Source organism: Halovenus halobia (assembly GCF_051414135.1).
Lineage (GTDB): Archaea > Halobacteriota > Halobacteria > Halobacteriales > Haloarculaceae > Halovenus > Halovenus halobia.
The window spans coordinates 45,107-65,878 of the sequence record NZ_JBLKOA010000001.1; the positions used below are offsets into that span (position 1 = coordinate 45,107).

At 54.2% G+C, this 20,772-nt stretch carries 20 protein-coding genes and 1 tRNA gene; 15 read left to right on the plus strand and 6 right to left on the minus strand.

Features of this window, described 5'->3' with window-relative positions:
• Positions 1-59: 59 nt before the first annotated feature.
• The 3 genes from ACMGFM_RS00240 (at position 60) to ACMGFM_RS00250 (ending at position 1,745) form a co-directional block, all read left to right on the plus strand.
• Complete coding sequence (locus tag ACMGFM_RS00240) at positions 60-608, plus strand: TATA-box-binding protein (protein WP_436900256.1); 549 nt, start codon at positions 60-62, stop codon at positions 606-608.
• 64 nt (positions 609-672) lie between these two features.
• A complete protein-coding gene (locus ACMGFM_RS00245) occupies positions 673-1,098 on the plus strand; it encodes a DUF6884 domain-containing protein (protein ID WP_436900257.1) in 426 nt (141 codons plus the stop codon).
• Entirely contained in the window at positions 1,095-1,745 is a 651-nt protein-coding gene (locus ACMGFM_RS00250) for a hypothetical protein (protein WP_436900258.1), read from the plus strand. The genes ACMGFM_RS00245 and ACMGFM_RS00250 overlap by 4 nt, the downstream gene beginning before the upstream one ends.
• A 74-nt stretch (positions 1,746-1,819) precedes the next feature.
• Here ACMGFM_RS00250 and ACMGFM_RS00255 read toward each other — a convergent pair whose 3' ends face one another.
• Entirely contained in the window at positions 1,820-2,425 is a 606-nt protein-coding gene (locus ACMGFM_RS00255; protein WP_436900260.1) for an adaptin protein, read from the minus strand.
• A gap of 1,745 nt (positions 2,426-4,170) precedes the next feature.
• Between ACMGFM_RS00255 and ACMGFM_RS00260 the strand changes: the two genes are divergently transcribed.
• On the plus strand, positions 4,171-5,346 hold the full coding sequence (locus ACMGFM_RS00260) for a hypothetical protein (protein WP_436900261.1): 1,176 nt from the start codon (positions 4,171-4,173) through the stop codon (positions 5,344-5,346).
• A gap of 178 nt (positions 5,347-5,524) precedes the next feature.
• Complete coding sequence (locus ACMGFM_RS00265) at positions 5,525-5,770, plus strand: hypothetical protein (protein WP_436900262.1); 246 nt, start codon at positions 5,525-5,527, stop codon at positions 5,768-5,770.
• Positions 5,771-6,281: 511 nt separating this feature from the next.
• On the opposite strand, the gene ACMGFM_RS00270 is transcribed toward ACMGFM_RS00265, so the two are convergent.
• Complete coding sequence (locus tag ACMGFM_RS00270) at positions 6,282-6,431, minus strand: hypothetical protein (protein ID WP_436900263.1); 150 nt, start codon at positions 6,429-6,431, stop codon at positions 6,282-6,284.
• Between the two features lie 442 nt (positions 6,432-6,873).
• Here ACMGFM_RS00270 and ACMGFM_RS00275 point away from each other — a divergent pair, with 442 nt between their 5' ends.
• The gene (locus tag ACMGFM_RS00275; RefSeq protein WP_436900264.1) at positions 6,874-7,803 is read left to right on the plus strand and encodes a hypothetical protein; all 930 of its coding nucleotides are present in this window, start codon (positions 6,874-6,876) and stop codon (positions 7,801-7,803) included.
• Between the two features lie 22 nt (positions 7,804-7,825).
• Here ACMGFM_RS00275 and ACMGFM_RS00280 read toward each other — a convergent pair whose 3' ends face one another.
• Positions 7,826-8,182 carry a lysozyme family protein gene (locus tag ACMGFM_RS00280; RefSeq protein WP_436900265.1) on the minus strand — a complete coding sequence of 119 codons (357 nt, stop codon included), beginning with the start codon at positions 8,180-8,182 and terminating at the stop codon, positions 7,826-7,828.
• Positions 8,183-8,518: 336 nt separating this feature from the next.
• Between ACMGFM_RS00280 and ACMGFM_RS00285 the strand changes: the two genes are divergently transcribed.
• Together ACMGFM_RS00285 and ACMGFM_RS00290 are read left to right on the plus strand one after the other, a co-directional pair.
• Complete coding sequence (locus ACMGFM_RS00285) at positions 8,519-8,923, plus strand: DUF4145 domain-containing protein (RefSeq protein WP_436900266.1); 405 nt, start codon at positions 8,519-8,521, stop codon at positions 8,921-8,923.
• Positions 8,924-8,973: 50 nt separating this feature from the next.
• The gene (locus ACMGFM_RS00290; RefSeq protein ID WP_436900267.1) at positions 8,974-10,188 is read left to right on the plus strand and encodes a hypothetical protein; all 1,215 of its coding nucleotides are present in this window, start codon (positions 8,974-8,976) and stop codon (positions 10,186-10,188) included.
• A 5-nt stretch (positions 10,189-10,193) separates the two neighbouring features.
• On the opposite strand, the gene ACMGFM_RS00295 is transcribed toward ACMGFM_RS00290, so the two are convergent.
• Positions 10,194-10,343, minus strand: coding sequence for a hypothetical protein (locus ACMGFM_RS00295; RefSeq protein ID WP_436900268.1), 150 nt, complete (start codon positions 10,341-10,343; stop codon positions 10,194-10,196).
• A 225-nt stretch (positions 10,344-10,568) separates the two neighbouring features.
• Between ACMGFM_RS00295 and ACMGFM_RS00300 the strand changes: the two genes are divergently transcribed.
• The 4 genes from ACMGFM_RS00300 to ACMGFM_RS00315 all read left to right on the plus strand — a co-directional run bounded on the left by ACMGFM_RS00300 (position 10,569) and on the right by ACMGFM_RS00315 (position 13,202).
• A tRNA-Thr gene (locus tag ACMGFM_RS00300) sits at positions 10,569-10,628 on the plus strand.
• 225 nt (positions 10,629-10,853) lie between these two features.
• The gene (locus ACMGFM_RS00305) at positions 10,854-11,507 is read left to right on the plus strand and encodes a tyrosine-type recombinase/integrase (RefSeq protein ID WP_436900269.1); all 654 of its coding nucleotides are present in this window, start codon (positions 10,854-10,856) and stop codon (positions 11,505-11,507) included.
• Positions 11,508-11,775: 268 nt separating this feature from the next.
• On the plus strand, positions 11,776-12,387 hold the full coding sequence (locus tag ACMGFM_RS00310; protein WP_436900270.1) for a hypothetical protein: 612 nt from the start codon (positions 11,776-11,778) through the stop codon (positions 12,385-12,387).
• Positions 12,387-13,202 carry a nucleotidyl transferase AbiEii/AbiGii toxin family protein gene (locus tag ACMGFM_RS00315; protein WP_436900271.1) on the plus strand — a complete coding sequence of 272 codons (816 nt, stop codon included), beginning with the start codon at positions 12,387-12,389 and terminating at the stop codon, positions 13,200-13,202. The genes ACMGFM_RS00310 and ACMGFM_RS00315 overlap by 1 nt, the downstream gene beginning before the upstream one ends.
• A gap of 257 nt (positions 13,203-13,459) precedes the next feature.
• Here ACMGFM_RS00315 and ACMGFM_RS00320 read toward each other — a convergent pair whose 3' ends face one another.
• Positions 13,460-13,657, minus strand: a complete 198-nt coding sequence (locus ACMGFM_RS00320) for a heavy-metal-associated domain-containing protein (RefSeq protein ID WP_436900272.1) — start codon at positions 13,655-13,657, stop codon at positions 13,460-13,462.
• Between the two features lie 130 nt (positions 13,658-13,787).
• Between ACMGFM_RS00320 and ACMGFM_RS00325 the strand changes: the two genes are divergently transcribed.
• Together ACMGFM_RS00325 and ACMGFM_RS00330 are read left to right on the plus strand one after the other, a co-directional pair.
• Entirely contained in the window at positions 13,788-14,378 is a 591-nt protein-coding gene (locus ACMGFM_RS00325) for an AsnC family transcriptional regulator (protein ID WP_436900273.1), read from the plus strand.
• A 94-nt stretch (positions 14,379-14,472) separates the two neighbouring features.
• A complete protein-coding gene (locus ACMGFM_RS00330; protein ID WP_436900274.1) occupies positions 14,473-17,058 on the plus strand; it encodes a heavy metal translocating P-type ATPase in 2,586 nt (861 codons plus the stop codon).
• Positions 17,059-17,066: 8 nt separating this feature from the next.
• Here ACMGFM_RS00330 and ACMGFM_RS00335 read toward each other — a convergent pair whose 3' ends face one another.
• Positions 17,067-18,530 carry a sensor histidine kinase gene (locus ACMGFM_RS00335; RefSeq protein WP_436900275.1) on the minus strand — a complete coding sequence of 488 codons (1,464 nt, stop codon included), beginning with the start codon at positions 18,528-18,530 and terminating at the stop codon, positions 17,067-17,069.
• Positions 18,531-18,605: 75 nt separating this feature from the next.
• On the opposite strand from ACMGFM_RS00335, the gene ACMGFM_RS00340 reads away from it, so the two are divergent.
• A complete protein-coding gene (locus tag ACMGFM_RS00340; RefSeq protein WP_436900276.1) occupies positions 18,606-20,063 on the plus strand; it encodes an ATPase domain-containing protein in 1,458 nt (485 codons plus the stop codon).
• Positions 20,064-20,772 lie beyond the last annotated feature (709 nt).

A 20,772-nucleotide genomic window follows, 5' to 3' on the forward strand; every position in this document is an offset into this window, starting at 1 on the left:
AGCAAGAGACAGGGATATATACACCTCTCGGATTCTACGGTCTACCAGAAGCCCCTGATATGGAAATCGTCAGTACGATGGGAAGCGGCTCTCTCGGTCGAGAGTTAGATTTGGAAGTCCTCGTCAGCAGTCTTCAGAACCATCTTAATTCTTCTATCGACGCCAATTTCACGAGCAACGGGATGGCAACGGTTCGGTTAGAAGAGGGCGGGCCAGCCTACACTCTCTATCGGACAGGCTCATTTCAGATTCGAGGCGCGAAGACCGAAGACCTTCTGTCAGAAGCCGAAACCAGATTCAAAGAGGTGTTGTCCGAAATTGGCGTCGAGGTTCCCGATTACGAGTTCAGACACGTTACCTCGGTCTTCATGGAAGACCTCGCGCGAGAGGTGAACTTGGAAGCCCTCACTATCGCTCTCGGGATGGAAGACTCCGAGTACGAACCCGAGCAATTTCCCGGCCTAATCTACCGACCGCCCGAACACGAAGTCACTCTACTGGTCTTCGCCAGTGGGAAAATCATCGTCGGTGGAACAACCGACCGCGTCGAAGCAAAATCTGCTATTCACCAATTGAAAGACGAACTCGCCGTGTTGGATAGGGTCTGATAGAAGCACAACAAAAATTTCACTTCAAGTTCATATACACCACCAATGACTCACGGGACATACTATGAGTGAAATTGGCCTCGTCAGTTGCGTCAAGACCAAGCGAGAGGAACCAGCCACGCCGAAGAAACTCTACACATCCCCGTATTTTGATAAAATGAGGGCCTACGCCGGGCAGTATCACGACGACTGGTGGATTCTATCGGCAAAGTATGGTCTGCTTGACCCTGACGGCGACCCTATCGAACCATATGACGAGACATTGAGTGGCGCGAGAGTTGCCAAGAGACGAGAGTGGGCTGAAACGCTGGCCGACCAGATGGAACAAGAAGGATTGCTCTCTGACGACATAACACTCGTTCTACACGCTGGTAAAGACTACTACGAAGAACTCCTTCCGCTGATTGAAGATACTGGTGTCAGCGTGGAAATTCCTACCGAGGGATTAGGTATTGGCGAAAAACAGGCGTGGTACAAGGAGCGGCTATGACGAGCAAAAAAGAAATCTGGCACGAATGGACTGGCCGGTATATTGATACAAAATGCCCGATTCCTCTGTTCGAGACTGACGATAGCCAAGTCGTTCAGTACAAGAACTACGGAAAAGATGACAGACGAATCCTGAAGCGAAGCGAAAGAATGGAAGAGCGTGTGCGAAATGAAGGAAGAAAGGTAATCAACGATTGGGAGACGACTGACCACACCTATGATGGTCTTATCTACCTGATGTACTGGCTTGACGAAGGGGCCGTTGTTCCTCTCTATGTTGGAAAGGCTGGCAAATACGGGCGGGACGGTGAAGGTTTGAGCGCCAATCTACAAGGCCTTCGAGGAACGAGTACCGGGAAGTTTGCTCGGTGGGGTGATGGCCACTACTATCACATTGGGAACTTGAGCGCCGTTGTTTTCGACCACGACAAGAACCAGAAGCAGAAGTACGCAAAGTGGGCCGACCGGCTCTTTGAAGATGGCAGACAACTCCGCCGACCGACCTACTTTTGGACGAAAGCATGGCGGGAAGACGATGTTGGCCTCTATCACGACTTTGAGGAAACGCTTGAGAAACTCGAATACCAGATTATTGGGTTAGTTTCTGACCTGTATCCTGACCGGTTACTGAACGACGAAGGAGCGTGAGGTCATGCCTTACTCGACCCGACCGACGACGAACGCGAGGTTGTCGAAGAGTCTAATTCTGGTCTTGGGTCGTCTTATTGTGGGGCGTCAAGATGGTCAGACCCACGGAGTTCGTCCTGAATCTCGTCTACCGTGCGACGTTCAATCTCGAAGTCGGGGTCGTCGGTGGAGTTGAATGGAACTCCGTCGTTTCGGAAGGCGTCTTCCGGTGGTTCGTCCAGCACGAAGTTGCCGTTCTCTACTACCTCTACGAAGTCCCACGGGAAGTGATGTTCCCACGGGCCTTCTTCCTCTAAGTCGCTAACGTCTACGTCGTCAACCACGACGAAGCGGAAGTCTTCGTCCGGATACGCCGTCTGGTAAACGTCCTGAATCAGACGTAGACCGTCGCGTCTTCGGGGCTTCCAATAATCCTCGAACTGCGAGTTTTCATAGTCATATTCGCCGTTGTCGAGGTACTCTTCCCATACGTGTTCAGCCTCACTGATACCGGGAATCTCCGCCTCGACCCTCAAATGCTGGTTGCCGGAGGCGAATACTGGAATCTCTTCGACATGGCTCCAATACTGCACCCATCCCACCGGTACGGCTCTGTGGTCAGGGTGTGGGTTCACCGACACCGTATCGTCGCGGTCGAAGCACAGCACGATTCTTTCCGTCGATTCTACAGGGTTGCTCACTGGCCGCTACCTCTATGTCATATAGTCGGTAAGAAATCTGAAAAGGATTCCGGCGACCCCACACTTGACACCGACGAGCGCGGGTTGTCGAAGAGTGCTTGGGTGTGTATTGCGTCCAAAGGTAATTCATTGACAATAGCCTTATCAGAGTATGACATACTATATATTATCATAAACTGTCATTTTGTCGTCTCTGTTCATCTCTTCTGATACCCCTATTGAGAATTAAAAGTGGGAAATTGCCGCTTTAACCCACTCTAACGCTAATACCCCTATCATGAATTACGTTCTCTTCTGATACCCCTATCATGTCAGTAGACGTAAGTGTTAAGGCCCCGTAGTCCCAAAACATGAGTGTGCTCTGACCACCATCACTACAAACCGAATGAATAGGACGACGCCGCCGGGTCAGTTGTGGAAGGTTGGCCCCGGTATCGGCGTCGAGCAAGTGAGAGACAGGTTTCCCTGCACTCTCCATCTGTTTCTAACAGTTGGCGAGTGATAGTCATTGGGGCCTACTCTCGAATACCGACTCAAACGTGAATCAGAGAACTATCACCAATATCGGCAGACGCACTGAAGACCAACTATCAACCATGGCGACCATCCACAACGACAGCAAGAGGGAACGCAAGTATGAGTAGTGAGAATATTGACTGGCAACGACTCGTTGAGGCAGTTGGTGAACGACGAGGTACCGACCCGGCTCAAAAAGAGACGACGATTGATTGGACGAAGGCAGGGGAACTACCAGCGGCTTCACAGAGGTTCGACCAGGACGTAGCACGAATCCAAACGGAAGAAGCCGGAATCGCTCGTCGGTTGCTCCAGCACCCGCTTTTCACCCCCTCATATCTTGAGGTGGACAGCGGGAATCGCCGTCCCCAACAGGTCAAACCCGAATATTATACTCGTGGCCGAATCACCGCAGTAAACGGGTATATCCCTATCGGAATCGTAAAAATCCAAGCAACAAAACGCAAGAGTTCTGGTCATTACAAGGTTGTCTCACCCTGTAGAGGGAGTGCCGAAAGTGACGATACTCGTCCCGGTAGCAAGTATAACCAGAGAGAGATTCCACAACCGGAAAATCCGTTGAATTGGTAGTAGGTTCAGCGGTCTTGTTATTCGCTATTGTCTCATCGGTCGAACTCTGTGATTGAATCGTTTCAAACCTCGAAATGACAAGGTAAAGGCCGTGATAACCGTTTTTAGGGCAGAAATACTACACCAGAATAGACACCAACACAGAAACGCGCCGCTCGACCTCGAAGCGCAATGAAGGGAAGGATGTCCTTGCCCGGAGAGCCTTCCCGAGTACTGAAACGAGGCCAGCAATGAGTAATACGAACACCACGAATATAACCCTAACGCATAGACAAGAGAACACCTCTAACGCGGTTGACCCGGCGAGCAAATACCACCTGTCCGTTCGATACGGGCGAATCGTTGACGGTGATTTTCGGCAGTTCCCTCGTCTTCGGTCAATCTACGAACCGATACCTGCGGAAGCCGAGTTCGCGTCACCCATCTATCTCCTGACCGAGAGTCAACACGAACGAAACAATGAGCGAGTCGCCAATGGGACAGAGTATCAAGTTAAGACGAACATCGCCCGCGAGATTCAAGACGAATGTGAGAACGAAGGTCGTGTTCTGAACCCGATTCTCGTGGAATCTGACGCTCGTGACGAAGGGTGCGAGTTTGAAGAGATGAAACGGTGGATTGCCAATTTCATTTCCGACGTGCTCCCGATTGGGCCACGAGACTGCCAGTTCTACTACTCCGGAAACCGTTCGATACACGCTCACGTTCCGCTCTTCATACAGTCCAAAGCGGGGCTAATCCGACTCAAGGAACAGGCTACGGAGTTCAACAACGAGAACAATGCTATCTTGGACGCAAGTATCTACAGCCGTAAGCGCCAGTTCCGGCTTCTCGGGGTCGAACACGGGAAGACTGGCGACAAGAAAATCTCGGTCGGACTGAATGATACTGACCAGCAGATTGCTCAAGCGATAGTGGACGCCGACGTAGAGAAACCGGACACATACTACGATTTCCTTGTTGACGTGTTCGGACAGTCTCCGTTTGTGGGCGACAACATTCTCACTGTCCCGACTGACTCGAAGTCCGGAGAGGGAAGCAAGAGAACGAAGTCCGCGATTCAGGACTATGACCAGCCGCCATCCGACCCGAACCTACACGGACGATACTGGCGTCATTATACCGACAAGCCGGTCAGCCCTTACGCGAACGCCGACGCGGACGACACCCGTAGTTTGACCATCGTTCAGGTGATTGAGAACGTATTCGAGGAAGGCAGGTACCACTACGCACCGTGCGAAGTCCTTGGAATGGTTGGCGGTGGCGGTGAGTACACGGTCTTCGGAGACGACGAGACGGTATCACGTCCGGTCAAACTGTCAGGTGAAGACTACCCCAAGTGGGACTACGAGCGAGGTGACTACGTAGTCATTCTTGGGGGAAAGAGCAACCGTTCGATAATCCTCAATGTGGGAGAGGTCGAAGCAAGCCTCGCGTCCGCAACCCTTGAAAGAGACGGTCGAGAAGCCGCTATCGGCCTGTTAGACGAGTGGGGATATGACGTAGGCAAGTCAGGGATGAACGGGTCGCCACGACCACCAGCGAGTGCGGAGCAGACCGAGGTGATGGAACGAAAACACACGGTCGAGAGGAAGAGTTTCGACCACTTCGAAGACGAAGAGTCCGTGGCTGTTTCGGTGGCGTGCCACCTACTTGCCGTCGGCGGTTGGGACGTGACGTGGAACTGGTTCAAGCGCGAATACGAGAAAGTCGAGCGGTTCGACCCACGAGTGACCTACGAAAAACTGTCCGCCATTATCGAGTGCTACCCCGAGGATTACGACCATATCCAAGTTCCCGAGTGTCCCTCATAGCGCACACTGTAATGCAAGAACTGTATTGTATATTGCAGGGATTGGCCGAAGAGGCCTTCAAACGCATATGTTCGAGTAGCGGCACGAATCAGACATATAAAGGGTGGTCTACCAACAAGAATGCCCTGTAGGGCATTAATGCCAAAATCCACATTAATGCCGAAAAGCACATTCCTGTATGACCGACAAGAGCCAGCGCACGGTCTACCTCGAAGAAGACTTGGAAGATTGGATAGAGGAACTGGCGGAGTACCACGACCGGAACTTCAGCGAACAGGTGTCCCTGCTGTTGCAGTACGCTCGGACAAAGTACGACGAGGAAGCCCCCGAAGACGAACAGCGGATAGTCAAACGCGCCCAACTCAAGCGGAAGATAGCCCGGCTCGAAGACGAACTTGAACAGAATCCGCCACCGGAAGAGTAGTGGGGCAACCGGCTGAACCGGTATCTCCTTGTCATTTCCTATCTTGGAATGAATTGTCTCAAACCCGATTTTTAGGATGTTGGGGGTGTGACTACTACCGGTCGCTCTCAAATCGACACCGGGGGTGTTTTCGCAAAACCCACGGGGCGTCTATAGAATTATCAGATTATAATCCAAAATGGCAATCTTCTGAAATTGGTGGCGGACTCTGACTGACAACCTATCACTTTCTTGACTGGTGGGTGAACGGAGAAAACCGGTTCTTAGGCACTCTACTGACGGTTTAGGCGCAGGCGGAGAGACGTGTAGCCCACCTCTACCGGACACAGGGGCCGTCCCTCTGGTGAGCCACCCGACTGGTACACACTCGAATAGACAGCACGCACCAGCAAAGCGCGTGACACAGTATCACACACCCACCGGCCACCGGGGACGACCGTCGGGGTACCGGGGGACTGGTGGTCGGGGCCGCCGGGACTGGCCCCGGCTGGTGGGGGACGGGGACACCCCCCTACTCGCTGACCCGCTCGTAGCGTTCGCCGTCTACGAGGAACCCCCCTTCGACCCGCTCGACAGGGATACCCCCCTTCCACGCGCCATACCCGAGTTGGCGCTTTGAGAGACGGCGACCGGACTCCACCCCCTCGAACTCGGCGTCCATCGGGTAGGTCACAGACCACGATTGGCGCTGGTGGGTATCGAGAGTTTCGGTGGCTCGTTAGCCGCGACCCGCTGAACTTGCTCCGGCTCTTCCTCTGACAGTCATTTTCAGAGGGATTATCAGCGGCTATCTTCATGCCCTCGTGAAGCCGTATAGCGGCTCATACGGGCCGCGTAGGCGTCGTGAGCGGCGTCCCTGTCACCGTGGCCCACTCGTCGGCGTCAGACTTCGAGGGCGAGAAAGATGGACTACGCTCCGAGAACAGGATAGTGGTGGTGGTGGTGGTGGTCGGAGACGGCGCTTTTTCGACCAAGAACGAGTAATGGTTCTTTAGTATTTTATTCCGTTCAGTATTTTTCTCGCTTCTTTGATAGCCGACTGAATTGTCCTGTAGTATCAATTCATCGGTGTTTAAATGGACTCTCTTCGGTATTCTGCTAACATGGCTACACCTACTCCTACACCTTCGCCACTCGCTCCGCCACAGTGGGTATTCCAATGGAGTGAAATCGTCGCAGGACTTGGGAGCGTAGTTCTCACGATATTATTGGTCGTATTATACAAAAGACAGCAAGAACAACTCGCCGCACAACACGAAGCCGTATTAGAAGTGACTGGCGTTGATTGGGAAGGTGACAGGGCAACAGTCTATATCTCTAACTTTGGAAATGGGGTTGCGAAGCGACTACGACTTGCTACTCTTGTCCAAGTAGATACAGGCGACCACCGATACTACACGATTCGGTCTAATGTAATGGAGAGGATAGATGAAAAGGAGAATATACCTGATGATATGCAACAACAAGGGGGTAATGCACTATTAGACCGTGGTGGTCGGCCTAATGCCATTCAACCAGAAGAGGAAGATATTCCATTTGAAGGCAAATCTCGTGTTGGCAAGCCCGCTCCCATCAATTTCAAGGGTGATTGGATAGGGCGTGATTTCAGCGATTTTATACGAGATATGAAAAAAGAGGGGTCAACCGAAGTGAAATATCTTCACGCCGTTGTAGGTAACCAACTGTCAAACAGGCGGGTGGCTGAACCAATATATATGACAACTCGTAGTGTTAATCCCCAAGATTTTGTTAGGAAGCATTCTCTTGAGAATCTACCCGGAGTAACAGAACATGGGTATGACCACACCTTCGACCACTATTTCAGAAGTACGTGGTGGTCGTGGTTCAAAGATTGGATATACTTCGCCAGAGTCCGATTCCTTAATTGGCTGTTGCGCGGTAGAGGGCCTCGGATTAGACCGTTAGACGCCTCGGGTAAGAAGCGGGTGAAACGGGTTCTATTGAGACAAGACGTGTCTTATTTTCTGCAACGAATCAAGAATCGGATTCCGATTGTCCGGGACAGATTTTGAGGCGGAGACTCGTTACTGCGAATCAAAGAGCGTCAAGTCGCCCATACGACACCTTGTCGGCGTTCTCGTCGGTCAGACCGTATCGAGCGAGGTACTTCCGGACTGTCGTCGTGCTACAATCGAACTCGTCGCGGGCCGCTATCTCGTCTGCTGACAAGCCTTCCTTGAGGTACAGACGGCGCAGTGTCGGCTCGTGTCGCCACGGTCGGAGTACCCCCAAGCGCTCGGCGTGAACGGTGACTCGACTCACGTTCACCCCCAACTCGAACGCGATAGTTCGAGGCGACAGCCCGCGTTCATGATAGCAGTGCCAGAGGAAATCACGGTCACGCCACGGCTCGTCTTCAGGAACGCGCTCGTCAGGGATACGGAAGGTCACGGGCGAGACTACGTGATTCGTGCCAGTAATTCGTTCGGTGGTAGCAAACTACTTTCACTATGGTAGCAGGACGTTTTTGTCGTTTCTGACTAACTATTGCACAATATGGACGATTACGTTCCCCCACAGGTACAAGGAGACGCATTTCATTGCCCGCACTGTGATACCTTTGCACACCAACGGTGGCAAATGCTAACTGTCCATGAATCGGGGGCGACAAAGGAAATCTTAGACGGTCAAGTAGGTCACTGCTCAAAATGTGACGACTATCATATTTGGGTGGCTGATGAAATGATATACCCAAAGGCGTCTTCGGCCCCGAAGCCAACCGAAGATATGCCAGACGAGGTACGCGGAGATTTCAACGAAGCCCGACAGATTGTCGAAGATTCACCACGGGCCGCCGCCGCACTTCTCCGTCTCGCTATGGAAAAACTGGTGCAAAACCTGACCGGAAACGAAGATAAGAGCCTCTACAACGGTATCGGGGAACTCGTTGACGAAGGCCGCATAGACGAGCGGATTCAGAAGGCCTTGGACTCGGTTCGAGTGACTGGCAACGACTACGTTCACGCAGGCGAGATATACAGCCCTGATGACCGGGATACTGCCCTTCGCCTGTTCGAGTTGGTGAACGTGGTTGTAGAACTGACTATTAGCCGGGAGAAGATGATAGAAGAGGCCTACGGCGAGATTCCGGAGAACAAGATGGATGGAATCGAACAGCGTGATGGTACTTGACCTATACAACCACATGAGATTTCGGAGTAAGCGCAGTACGAGGTAATCAGATGGGGGTACTGTTATTCGGACTCGGTTTGTTGCTCGCTTCCATTTTCTTTGGTGTCTTCCCTGTACTCCTTGTTCTCACGGGTAATTGGATTCTTGATACAGTTGGAATCCCGATTTTCGTCGCGTGTGTCGGCATTGCCATCCTCATTTTCTACGCCGCTCTGGTCTGGTTTCGAGGTTCATTGTGGAAGGCGTTGATAGACCTACTTGAGTTCGGTATAGTCGGTGTTGGATGGGTCGTCTCGAAGTTTGCTACTGCGATACGTCGTCTTGGTGCTATCGTCTCTGTCATGTCATGGGTGAAGGCGACATTAGGTCTCTACCCCGGTAGGAGATTCATCGAAAATCGTCGTGAAGGTATCGTGGAACGGGGTATCAAACACGTAGAGAGTGGCGACGTTGAAATCACAGATTCGCGTGAAACACTCGCTCAGGAAGCCCGTGAGGCATATGATAAAGCGGGTCGTCAACTTTCCAATGGTGAAGCCGTTCTTGGACTCTCGCTTGCGGTGGTCACTCTTCTGCCGTCTAATATCGCATTAATCCCGTATTCCGAACTATTGAGTTCATCCGCAGTCGCGGCGGGATTGTCTATAGCGCTTGTACTCGTCGTGGCAATTCGTCTCTCGGCTCTTGATTTGGCCTTGGCCCGTGACCCCGACCCGACCGAAAACAAGGCACGATTGGCTGTGTACCGAGATTGGAACCAAACTGTTGCGGGTGGAACAGATGTAGTGAAGGTATTCGTGATGTTGCGTGTTATGTATGGGATTAGTGACTCGGCCTATGAGTTCTACATTGATTGGGTGTTTGAGAGAAACATAAATGGGGAAGGGGTGGGAACGGTCGAACTAATTCGTGAACTGCCAAGGCCAGTTTTCGCCTTCTATTTGGCTGAGAGAGACGGTATATCACCGTCAGAAGCGAGTCAAGAAATGTTTGGATGGGACGTTTTCAGTTCCTTTGAGTTCGGCCCGTCAGAAGAGGAATCGCCACCAGAAGACGAGGAACCGTATATTTTCGAATCGGCTTTGCGCCCCGTGATTGAGTTTAAGCACGATATTCGTGACGTAAAACGGGCAACGAAGGCCCGCCAATTGGCTGAGAAACGTGATTCGTCACCAGAGGAAGTAAGCAGAGAACTCTATGGTGAAAACATCCTTCCGGCGACAGAGGAAACCAAGAGTAACGTTACCGAAGAGTCAACAGAATAGTTTGTTCACTCGATAAGCCTGTACTGAGTGCGAATCAGGTTCCGTTTCTGTTCGTCCGACTCTTCGTCTTCCATGCCCTCTTCGACCATCCTCACCGCAGAGTCTTTGTTTTCTGGTATGCGAATCTCGGGGTTCTTGTCTTGTTCGTCGCTCATACCTGTACTATCAGCCGCGAGACGTGAACTTCTTTCGTTGGTTGGATGAACAGCGAAGGCTGTCAAAGCGGTTGTTCAGCCCTGAAAATTAACGAAACGGATTGGTCTTGGCTCGGCATACACCGCTCCCACCCCACGATTTATAAAAACGCAGATAGTATAATATCATAAGAAGGGCCGAATTGGGACACTCTCCGGCAACACCTGCCGAAAACCACGCCCGAGAGTGTCGCGGTAAAGCGCGTCCTTGGTAAGGACGAGACCCCGGATTCAAATTCCGGCCTAGGCTTTTTCCAAGCGACTAACCCAGAGCGATAGCGATGGGTCAGGAGCGCGTGAAAAGCCGGACGCCGAATTTGAATCGAGAGAAGACGCAGCGCGAGCGGAGCGAGCGACCGTCTTCGCGTAGTTCAAATTCCGGCCTAGGCTCTCTTTCTTTGTCAGATACGGTAGTTACCGGATGCTTCGTCGGTGAAACAATGTACACCACGCAAGGACGACCGCCGGAAAATGAGGGTAGCCGCCATGAAGTATGGCTCGGTGTCCGACTACAATTCCGTAACCCCGAGTGAACGCGAGAGATGGAAGACATACCTTGCGCAGCGTTTGCAGAAGCCGAAGGAAGAGATCACGATGAAGGACTGGGAGAAGGCTAATTCCTTCAAGTATACTTCGATAATGCACGTCGCTTTGGATGCAGGCCTACGTCCTATCGAAATTAAACGCGCCAACACCTACTGGGTTGACACACAAAACGGCACACTCCGAATCTCCAGAGAAGAATCCAGTAAGAACCAGGAGAACTGGATAGTCGCGTTGAAAGAGGAGACCGGTGAAAACCTCAAACGCTGGCTCGACGAACGGGAGACACGGGAGAAGTACGATGGACGAGATGCGTTGTGGCTGACGATATACGGCAACCGCTACAACAAAGACTCGTTCAGAGACGTGTTCCAGAAGATTACCAAAGAAGCTAACCTGGACTTGGAGAACAGGGGTCTCACACCTTACTCAATAAGCCACAGTACTGCGACCTACGTAACCGAGGAAGAAGGGTTAGCAGTAGCGGCACAGCAATGCCGCCATAAATCCAAGAGAACAACAAAAAAGTACGAGCACAGCTCTACTGCACGTCAACAGGACGTCGTCAACAACATAGACTGAAGCCCCTCCTTTCCTCTCCCTGTTGTAAACCCGTATACAAGGGTTAGTCGTTCCAGTTTACGGCCTGATTCAAACCCTTTTCTCAAACCAAGGAGGGATTCGTAGTGGCTGATTCAGGGCTGATTGTCTAACCCTTGTCTCTGTTGTCGGACCTGTTTCCAGGGCTGGTTTCCAAGCTCTTCCTTTTCTGGGTTGGTTGAGCATATAAGTAGTTGAATTAGACAATGCATTGGTTAAGTATATAAGTATTTGAGTTAACCAATGTATCATGGCGTTGCTGGAGAAACCGGACAGAGAACGCGGATTCACCAAGGAGAGGATTATCCGTGTTCTCCTGAATCACACCGGAAATGACCTTACAAAATACCGTTTGGCCCAACTCGCGGATGCTTCTGAGCCATGGACACGGCAGTATACAGACAAACTGGAGGATCAAGGTCTGATCCAGGAAACAGAGGTGGTAGAGACAGAGAAGTTGTATAGAGAGTGGCTTCAGCAGCGGATTCAACCGAATCAGTTAGAAATCTCGCTTCAGCAGCCGATGCAAATCTTGGAAGAAACAGACTTGGGATACGCACTGACGACGTACCAAGCGGAGAATCTGCATCAAGGCCTCTTATTCACTTCCACAACGGACATCTACATCTCTCCAGACCAGATCAAGGAGTGGTTGAAAATCGTCCAAGAGAACGGCTTGCTGGGCGGCGGAAACACCCGTCTTAGAGTCTTAGACCATCACGTCTTCTACAAAGAACAGGTAGTAGACGGCTATACTACGGTTTCAGTCCCGCAGCTGATCCTAGATCTACTTGATGAAGGCGGTCCTTGCGAAGAAGCCGCTGAAAAACTAATTCAGTCATTCCACGGGGGAAAGCAGTAATGGTGAGGCAGTACTACGTTGATCAGGTTACGGAGCTTTCCGAACAGGAACTACAGTCCGTATTTCACGTAGCGGAACCACCGGTCTGTCTGCTGGGTGGCTGGGCTGTCCATCTCCACGTAAATCCTCAATTCGAGGCTGAGCACGGACGCCAGTACATAGGCTCACGAGATATTGACTTAGGCGTTCATGTCAACCCGGATTGGACACAAGAAAATCTCCCGGATACACCGGTTGGGAAGTCTGTTACACTGATTGAAGAGTTGGGATACACAAAGAGTCGGTTTGGCTTCGTCCAGAACTTCCATAGAGACAACGGAGATCGGATCAGCGAGGAAGAAGCCAGTCAGTACGATATGCACGAAATCTTCCAAGTATACATAGATCTAATCCCGGATACCGCTGAACTGGAACAGTTCAGGGAAGTCTTCGGGTTCAAACCGCCTGCGGAACCGTTGCTGAAACCGGTCTTCCAAGACGATGAAGGAGACCCATTAACGGACCATGTCTCATGGGAAGCACCCGGAGATGTCAAAATTGTCCCACCGGAGATATTGGCAGCAATGAAGACTCGGTCACTGCCAGACCGGGATAAGAGCCACAAACGAGTGAAAGATGTAGCTGATCTCCACGCCCTGCTCTGGTACGCCAAAGACTACAACCAAATAAAATCAGATCTTCTGAAACGGACTTCAGAGGAAGACATCAACAGACTTGAACACACAGTGGATGAGGAACTGTTCGAGAACGCAGCACAACTGCTTCAAATTAATCCCGAAATCATCGAAAACTCAATCACCCGACTCTTCCTCTAACTCCCTGAATACACCCAAAGCTATCTTCAATGAATTAGCTTCAGTGCGTCATAATCTTAAATCAGAGGCAGAATTAAACGGGATCTGGTATCGCTGGTTAAGATGGTGTCGTGGGGATGAAATCTGCGAAGAAGCAGCTACGACAGACGAAGAGCGAGAATTGATAGATCCCGAAGGACTCGAAAATGAGGATTTAGAGGAGGAAGACGAAGCCTGAGTATTCATCGCTCGAAGTTAGATACCTGAAAAACTCCCGGTTACTCAGCAGCCTCGTAGCCTGCTTCTTCGACAGCGGTTACGAGCGCGTCGGGAGTTGCCTCTCCGTCGATAGTCGCAGTTCCAGCCTCTCGGTCGGCGCTGGCCGAGGTAACTCCTGTAACGTCTTCCAGTGCGTCCTCGACAGTCTGCTCGCAGTGTTCACAGCTCATTCCGTCGACAGTGATAGTTCGGCTCATGTTTCGATATTAGCCTCTTGATGACTATCTGTTTTCCCCTTTCGAATCTGTAGTACGCTGGCCACCAACACTTTGCTATCCAAAGTCAAATACGGGAAACTGTAATGACTCTTGGGTCTGTAGGGCCGCTATGGCACAACTGGACGACACAGATTTAGAGATTCTGTCGCTGCTCGTCGAGAATGCTCGGCTGCCCTACAGCGAGATTGGCGAAGCGGTGGGGCTGTCCGGGCCAGCGGTTTCGGACCGCGTGACTCGGCTGAAGGAGGCGGGCGTCATCAACCACTTCACGGTCGATGTCGACCGCTCACAACTCCGGGCTGGCGTGCCGGTGTTGGTCAGCGTCGACCTGCCGCCCGGCACCCAGCAACACGTCCGCCAGCGATTGCGCGACGCCGACGGCGTCGAACACATCTTCGTCACCGCAGACGGCGAGGTGCAATTCTACGCCCGCGCCGAGGCCGAGAACGTCCGTGGGTGGGTCGAAACCCTGCTCGACGATATCGACGTTCGAGCGTACAGTGTCACGCTGGTCGACGATGTCGAGTGGACGCCCTCCGTCGAGGGCGTGGAGTTCGCGTTGACCTGTGCCGAGTGCAACAACACCGTCGACAACGAGGGAGAAACCACCCGTATCGACGGCGAGGCGTATCACTTCTGCTGTTCGTCCTGTCTCTCTCGCTTTGAGAAGCGCTACCAACGGCTGGAGGAGGGGGTCTGAGCCGAGAGTTTCATATCGAAGTTTTTGATGTGGGCTGACCCGGGATATCTGAACGACAAACTCCCTAAACATAGAGACCGTAGTAATATGTACGATGGCCACACGCAAATCCCAACTCGATATTACGGGGATGTCCTGCGCCAACTGTTCGGCGACAATCGAGGACACCCTCGACACCCTCGACGGTGTTACGGAGGTTGACGCCAACTACGCCACCGACGAGGGAACGGTCCAGTACGACCCGGAACGCGTCTCGCTCGGCGACATCTACGACGCAATCGACGAGGCTGGCTACGGCGCTGTCTCAGAGACGGTGACAATCGCCATCACCGATATGACCTGTGCGAACTGCGCGGAGAGCAACGAGACCGCGCTGGAAGATACGCCGGGGGTCATCGACGCGGAGGTGAACTACGCCACCGACGAAGCGCAAGTGACCTACAACCCGGCCGATGTCTCGATGGACGCGCTGTACGACGCCATCGAGGACGCGGGCTACTCGCCAGTCCGCGAGGATGGCGACGACTCGAGTGACGCTCGTGAGGCGGCCCGCGGCGAGGAACTCCGGAAACAGCGCCGACTCACGCTGTTCGGTGCTGCGCTGTCGGCCCCGCTACTCGTCTTTATGGCCGACCACCTCCTCGGGCTGGGACTGTTCGGCGAACAAATTTTCGGCGTCCCCGTCGGGTGGGTCGCCTTCGCGCTTGCGACTCCTGTACAGGTGGGACTCGGCCGGCCGTTCTACGAGAACTCCTACACGGCGCTCGTCAAGAACCGCCGGGCCAATATGGACGTGCTCATCGCGCTGGGCTCCTCGACAGCGTACTTCTACTCGGTTGCGGTGTTGTCGGGCCTGATTGCCGGTGATCTGTACTTCGATACCGCGGCGCTCATCCTGGTGTTCATCACACTCGGAAACTACCTCGAAGCCCGGTCGAAGGGCCAGGCCGGCGAGGCACTCCGGCGATTGCTGGAGATGGAAGCTGACACGGCCACGCTGGTCGAGGACGGCACGGAGCGGGAGGTCCCACTGGAAGATATCGAGGTCGGTGACCGGATGAAAGTCCGGCCCGGCGAACAGATTCCCACCGACGGCGTTGTTGTCGACGGCCAGAGCGCAGTCGACGAGTCGATGGTCACCGGTGAGTCCGTTCCGGTCGAGAAGGCCGAGGGCGACGAGGTTGTTGGTTCGACGCTCAACGAGAACGGCGTACTGATTGTCGAAGCGACGAAAGTCGGCAAGGATACCGCACTCCAGCAGATTGTCCAGACGGTCAAGGAAGCCCAGTCTCGCCAGCCCGATATCCAGAATTTGGCTGATCGGATTTCGGCGTATTTCGTTCCAGCGGTTATCGCCAACGCTGTCTTCTGGGGTATCGTCTGGTATCTGTTCCCGCAGACGCTCGCTGGATTCGTCGGCGCGCTTCCGTTGTGGGGTCAGGTCGCCGGCGGTCCCGCGGTTGTCGGCGGGACGGTCTCAGTGTTCGAGTTTGCCGTCGTTGTCTTCGCCTCGGCGGTGCTGATCGCCTGTCCCTGTGCGCTCGGACTCGCAACGCCCGCCGCAACGATGGTCGGCACGACGATTGGCGCGCAGAACGGTGTGCTGTTCAAAGGCGGTGACATCCTCGAACGCGCGAAGGATGTCGACACTGTGGTATTCGACAAGACGGGGACACTCACTAAAGGTGAGATGGAACTCACCGACATCGTCGTCTTCAACGAAGATGGCGAGCCAGCAGCCGGCGACGCAGCAGCAGACGGCGGCGAACTACTCGCTCGCGATAGTCTCTCAGAGGACGAACTGCTCCGCATCGTCGCCAGCGCCGAGAGTGGCAGTGAACATCCACTTGCCGAGGCAATTGTCGAGGGTGCGCGAGCGCGTGACCTCGACGTGACCGACCCCGAGGAGTTCGAGAACATCCCCGGACAGGGGGTCAAAGCAACCGTCGACGGCGAAGAAGTCTTGGTCGGGAACCGTCGACTCCTCTCGGAGCACGGTATCGACGCCGGCCGCGCTACCGAGACGATGGAGCGCCTCGAACGCGAGGGCAAGACGGCGATGCTGGTCGCAGTCGGTGGTCGTCTCGTCGGTGCGGTCGCCGACGCTGACACGGTCAAAGAGAGCGCAAAAACAGCGGTGAGCCAACTGCGCGAGCGCGGACTCGAAGTGATGATGCTCACCGGCGACAACGAGCGGACCGCGCGGGCTGTGGCGGAAACAGTTGGGATCGACCCCGACAACGTTCGGGCAGGTGTGCTTCCCGAAGACAAATCAGACGCGGTCGAGGCGATTCAGGAAGACGGCCGCCGGGCGATGATGGTCGGCGATGGCGTCAACGACGCGCCTGCGCTCGCGGTAGCATACGTTGGAACGGCAATCGGCAGCGGGACCGACGTGGCTATCGAGGCGGCAGACGTGACGCTGATGCGCGACGACCCGGTCGATGTCCTCAGAGCAATCCGGATTTCGGAGGCAACACTGCAGAAAATCAAGCAGAATCTCGTCTGGGCACTCGGCTACAACACGTCGATGATTCCGCTGGCGTCGCTGGGCCTGCTCCAGCCCGTGCTGGCAGCAGGTGCGATGGCGATTTCATCGGTGTCGGTGCTCACGAACAGTCTGCTCTTCCGCCGGTACTCACCTGATGAGGAGTACCAACTGCTCGGTCGGTTGCGGTGAATTTCGACTTACTCGACTGGGACGGACAGTTCCAGGACTGTTCCGGTTGGCTCGGCGTCTGAGACTGAGAAGTGTCCGCCTTCCTTGCTTACGACCCAGTAAATGAGCCAGATGCCGAGTCGGTCGGCGTGCTCCAGTGGCGTCTCGCCGTGACGCAGAACTTCGATTTCTTGATTCGGAATCCCTGGCCCGTTATCCGTAATCTCTACGTCAATCCAGTCGTCACGGCGTGCCAGGGAAATCTGTACCGCTGGCTCGCTGTTGTCGTTGTGTGTGGCTGCGTTCTCGAGCGCCTCCTCGATGGCCGTCATCAGCCCTGGAACACAGACCCTGTAGGACTCGTCCGTCTGTGTTAGCTCGAAGGTTGTGTCGGGGAACTGTTCCTCGAAGGCGTCGACCAACTGCTCGATCTGATGGTCGAGATGGACTGTCGGAGGGTCTACGTTCTCTGTGTCGAGCGTCTGCTCGATTTTCTGGACGGTATCTGTCAACCCTATCAGGTCGGCTGTTGCTTCTTCGATGTGTTCGACGGCTTCAGGTATCTCTTCGTCCCCAAACGCATCCCTGAGAATTGTGGTGTAGCCGTCGATGACGTTCATCTTGTTGCGGAGATTATGGCTGAGGACGCGGTTGAGGACCTCGACGCGGCGTTCCTTGATTTTTCGGCTTGTGATATCTGCCTGAAAGCCTGCATAGTGGGTGACCGTTCCAGTGTCGTCTGTCAGGGGGGCGATATCCAGTTTATTCCAGAATTTGCGACCGTTTTTGCTGTAGTTCAGGATGTCGACAGATACCGCCTCCTCCGCGTCGATAGCCGACCGAAGTGTTGCTGTCGTCTCGGTGCTAGTCTCTTCTCCCTGTAACCGTCGGCAGTCCGCTCCGACGATTTCGGTACCGTAGCCGGTCAGTTGCTCGAACTCGTCGTTGATGTACAACAGCGGGTTGTCCTTGCCCTTTCGGTCAGCGATGGTGATCCCAACCGGTGCCTCGTCCATCGCTCGCTCCTTGAGTCTGAGGTCGTCGACCGTCTTTGTCAGTTCGCGCTCGCGGATGGCCAGCTGTGCGGCCGTCCGGCGGCGCTCGACGAGGTTGCTGATACGAGCGTGTAGTGTCTGTTTCTCTACGGGGAGGTCGATGATGTCGTCGACGTACTCCCACGGCTCCCCGTCGATATCATCATTGCCTAGCAACAACACGAACGGGAGAAAAACGGCGCTTGCGGTATCTCGCTTGGACTGGACCGTGCCAGCAACGCGGCGAAATTCGGCGGTGTCGAATAGACAGCAGTCGAACGGCCCTTGCAGGCGCTCGACATCAGTTGTCGTTTCGACCTGATACTGTTCACTCAGCGTCTCTGTAACGAGTTCCCTGTCACGACCCGGCTGCATAAATAGGAGAATCCGTGGTTCCGCCTCTGGTTCGCCAATCTCCGGCGGCGAACGCTCCGGTGGGGCAGACGGATCTGGCACCATTGTCGGAAAACTACCTGCTATACCCTACTAAACATTCGCAATTTATATATCTCACACTCGAAGTGTGAGTAGCTCATGACTTCAGCAGTGACCGACCGCCTCTCGACTGGAGTCCTCGGACTCGACGAGGTGCTCCACGGCGGATTCATCGCAAACCGTAGTTACATGCTCCGCGGACAGCCTGGCAGCGGCAAGACAATTCTGGGCTTTCACTTCCTTCAGGACGGGGTCGACTCGGGGGAGCAGACGCTGTTCATCAATCTCGAAGAGGACCTCGATGACCTCAAAGCCAACGCTGAGGCGCTCGGATTCGACACCGAGGCCATCGAGTTTCTCGACTTGAGTCCGACTGCAGACGTGTTCACCGAAGACCAGTCATACGAGGTCTTCGAGACTGCAGAGGTCGAACAACAGCCACTGACCGACAAAATTGTCGACGCTGTGACAGAGATCGGCCCCGACCGAGTCGTGGTCGACCCGGTAACCCAACTCCGCTTTCTCACCGCTGATGACTACCAGTTCCGCAAACAGATTGTGGGGTTCATGCGTTTTCTCAAAGCACAGGACGCGACTGTGCTGTTTACTGTTCAGGACACGGAGAGCCTCCCGACTGAAGACCTCGAGTTCATCACAGACGGGACAGTCGTCCTCGAACTCGACCAGTATGGGCGAACGATTCGTGCGCCGAAGTTTCGTGGGTCCCCAACACAGAGTGGCACTCACACTTACCGGATCACTGACGAGGGAATTCGTGTGTTCCCCGCGCTCGAACCCGGTGACTACACCCGTGCGTTCACCGGCGAGCAAATCCCCTCTGGTATCCCAGAGGTCGACCAACTGCTCGGCGGCGGTATCTCCCGCGGGACGGTCAGCATTTTCAGCGGTCCGACCGGCGTCGGCAAGACGACGCTTGGCACCCAGTTCATGAAAGAGGCCGCTGGCCGCGGCGAGCGCTCGGTGATCTATCTCTTCGAGGAGAGCAGAGATACCTTTTTGACCCGGTCGCAGGCGGTCAACATCCCCGTCGAGGAGATGCTCGAACGCGGGACGCTGCAGGTCACAGAGGTGGAAGCACTGGAGCAGTCACCGCAGGAGTTCGCCCGGATGGTCCGGACTGAGGTCGAGGACCACGATACCCAGATCGTTATGGTTGATGGGATTTCGGGCTACCGACTAACCCTTCAGGGGGGCGAAGACTCGATGCTCCAGCGGATGCACGCACTCGGTCGATATCTCAACAACATGGGCGTGACGACGCTGTTTATCGACGAGACGAAAACTATCACCGGTGAGTTCAACGCGACACAGGAAAACATCAGTTACCTTGCTGACAACATCGTTTTTCTTCGCCATCTCGAAATCCAGGGCGAACTCCGGAAAGCCATCGGCGTCCTGAAAAAGCGAACGGGTGATTTCGAGCGCACGCTCCGAGAGTTCAATATCACCGAACACGGGATTACGGTCGGCGAACCGCTCAGCGGAATGCGCAACATCCTCAGCGGGACGCCGGAACTCGTTGACCACGAGGAGTGACTGGCGTCAGGAATCAGAGAGTCGTATCGGGTCACCGTCCCACGTCACGTCCAGCCGATGACGCGGGAGATACGGTGCGAGCAGGTTCGCAGTCGTCCGTGTCTATGTGCGCGAACTGCCAGTTACCTGATTGGGACTGTGGCACTAATCACTCAGCTTTCAGCACTCCATACTCCCGCCTCTGGGGTGAGTAACTGATTCCCAGTTCCCAGCATCCGCGCCGAAGGCGCGGTTCACTCCGGCCGAGCAGAGTGAGGTCGAACGAAGTGAGACCTCGAAAGCGAACGGCGAAGCCGTGAGCAACGCGAGGCCGGAGGTCGTTTTTCCCCTAGTTTTTGCAAGTCAAGCGAAACCGGAGGTTTCGCTGACCGTGCGAACGGCGCTTCGCGCCGTGAGCAGAGAGCGGTTCCCGCAGGTCACCGAAGGTGACCGAGGAAACCCGAAGGAGTAAAAAGAGGTATGGACTCACCGAAAGACTCGCTCTGCTCGTCTTTCGAGTCTTCGTTCACTCACAAGGTTCGTTCACGAAGACGCCGGGAGTGAGCAAAACCGCAGGTTTTGCGAAGGACGAGAGACGCCGTTGGCGTCTCTCGGGATTTGAACCCGGAACCAGACGTGCTCACTACGTTGCGCGCGATTGGTAGGGCTTCAAATCCCCGCGTTCGCTTCGCTCACGCTCTGCTCGTCCAGTCTCGCTCCCTCGTAGAAC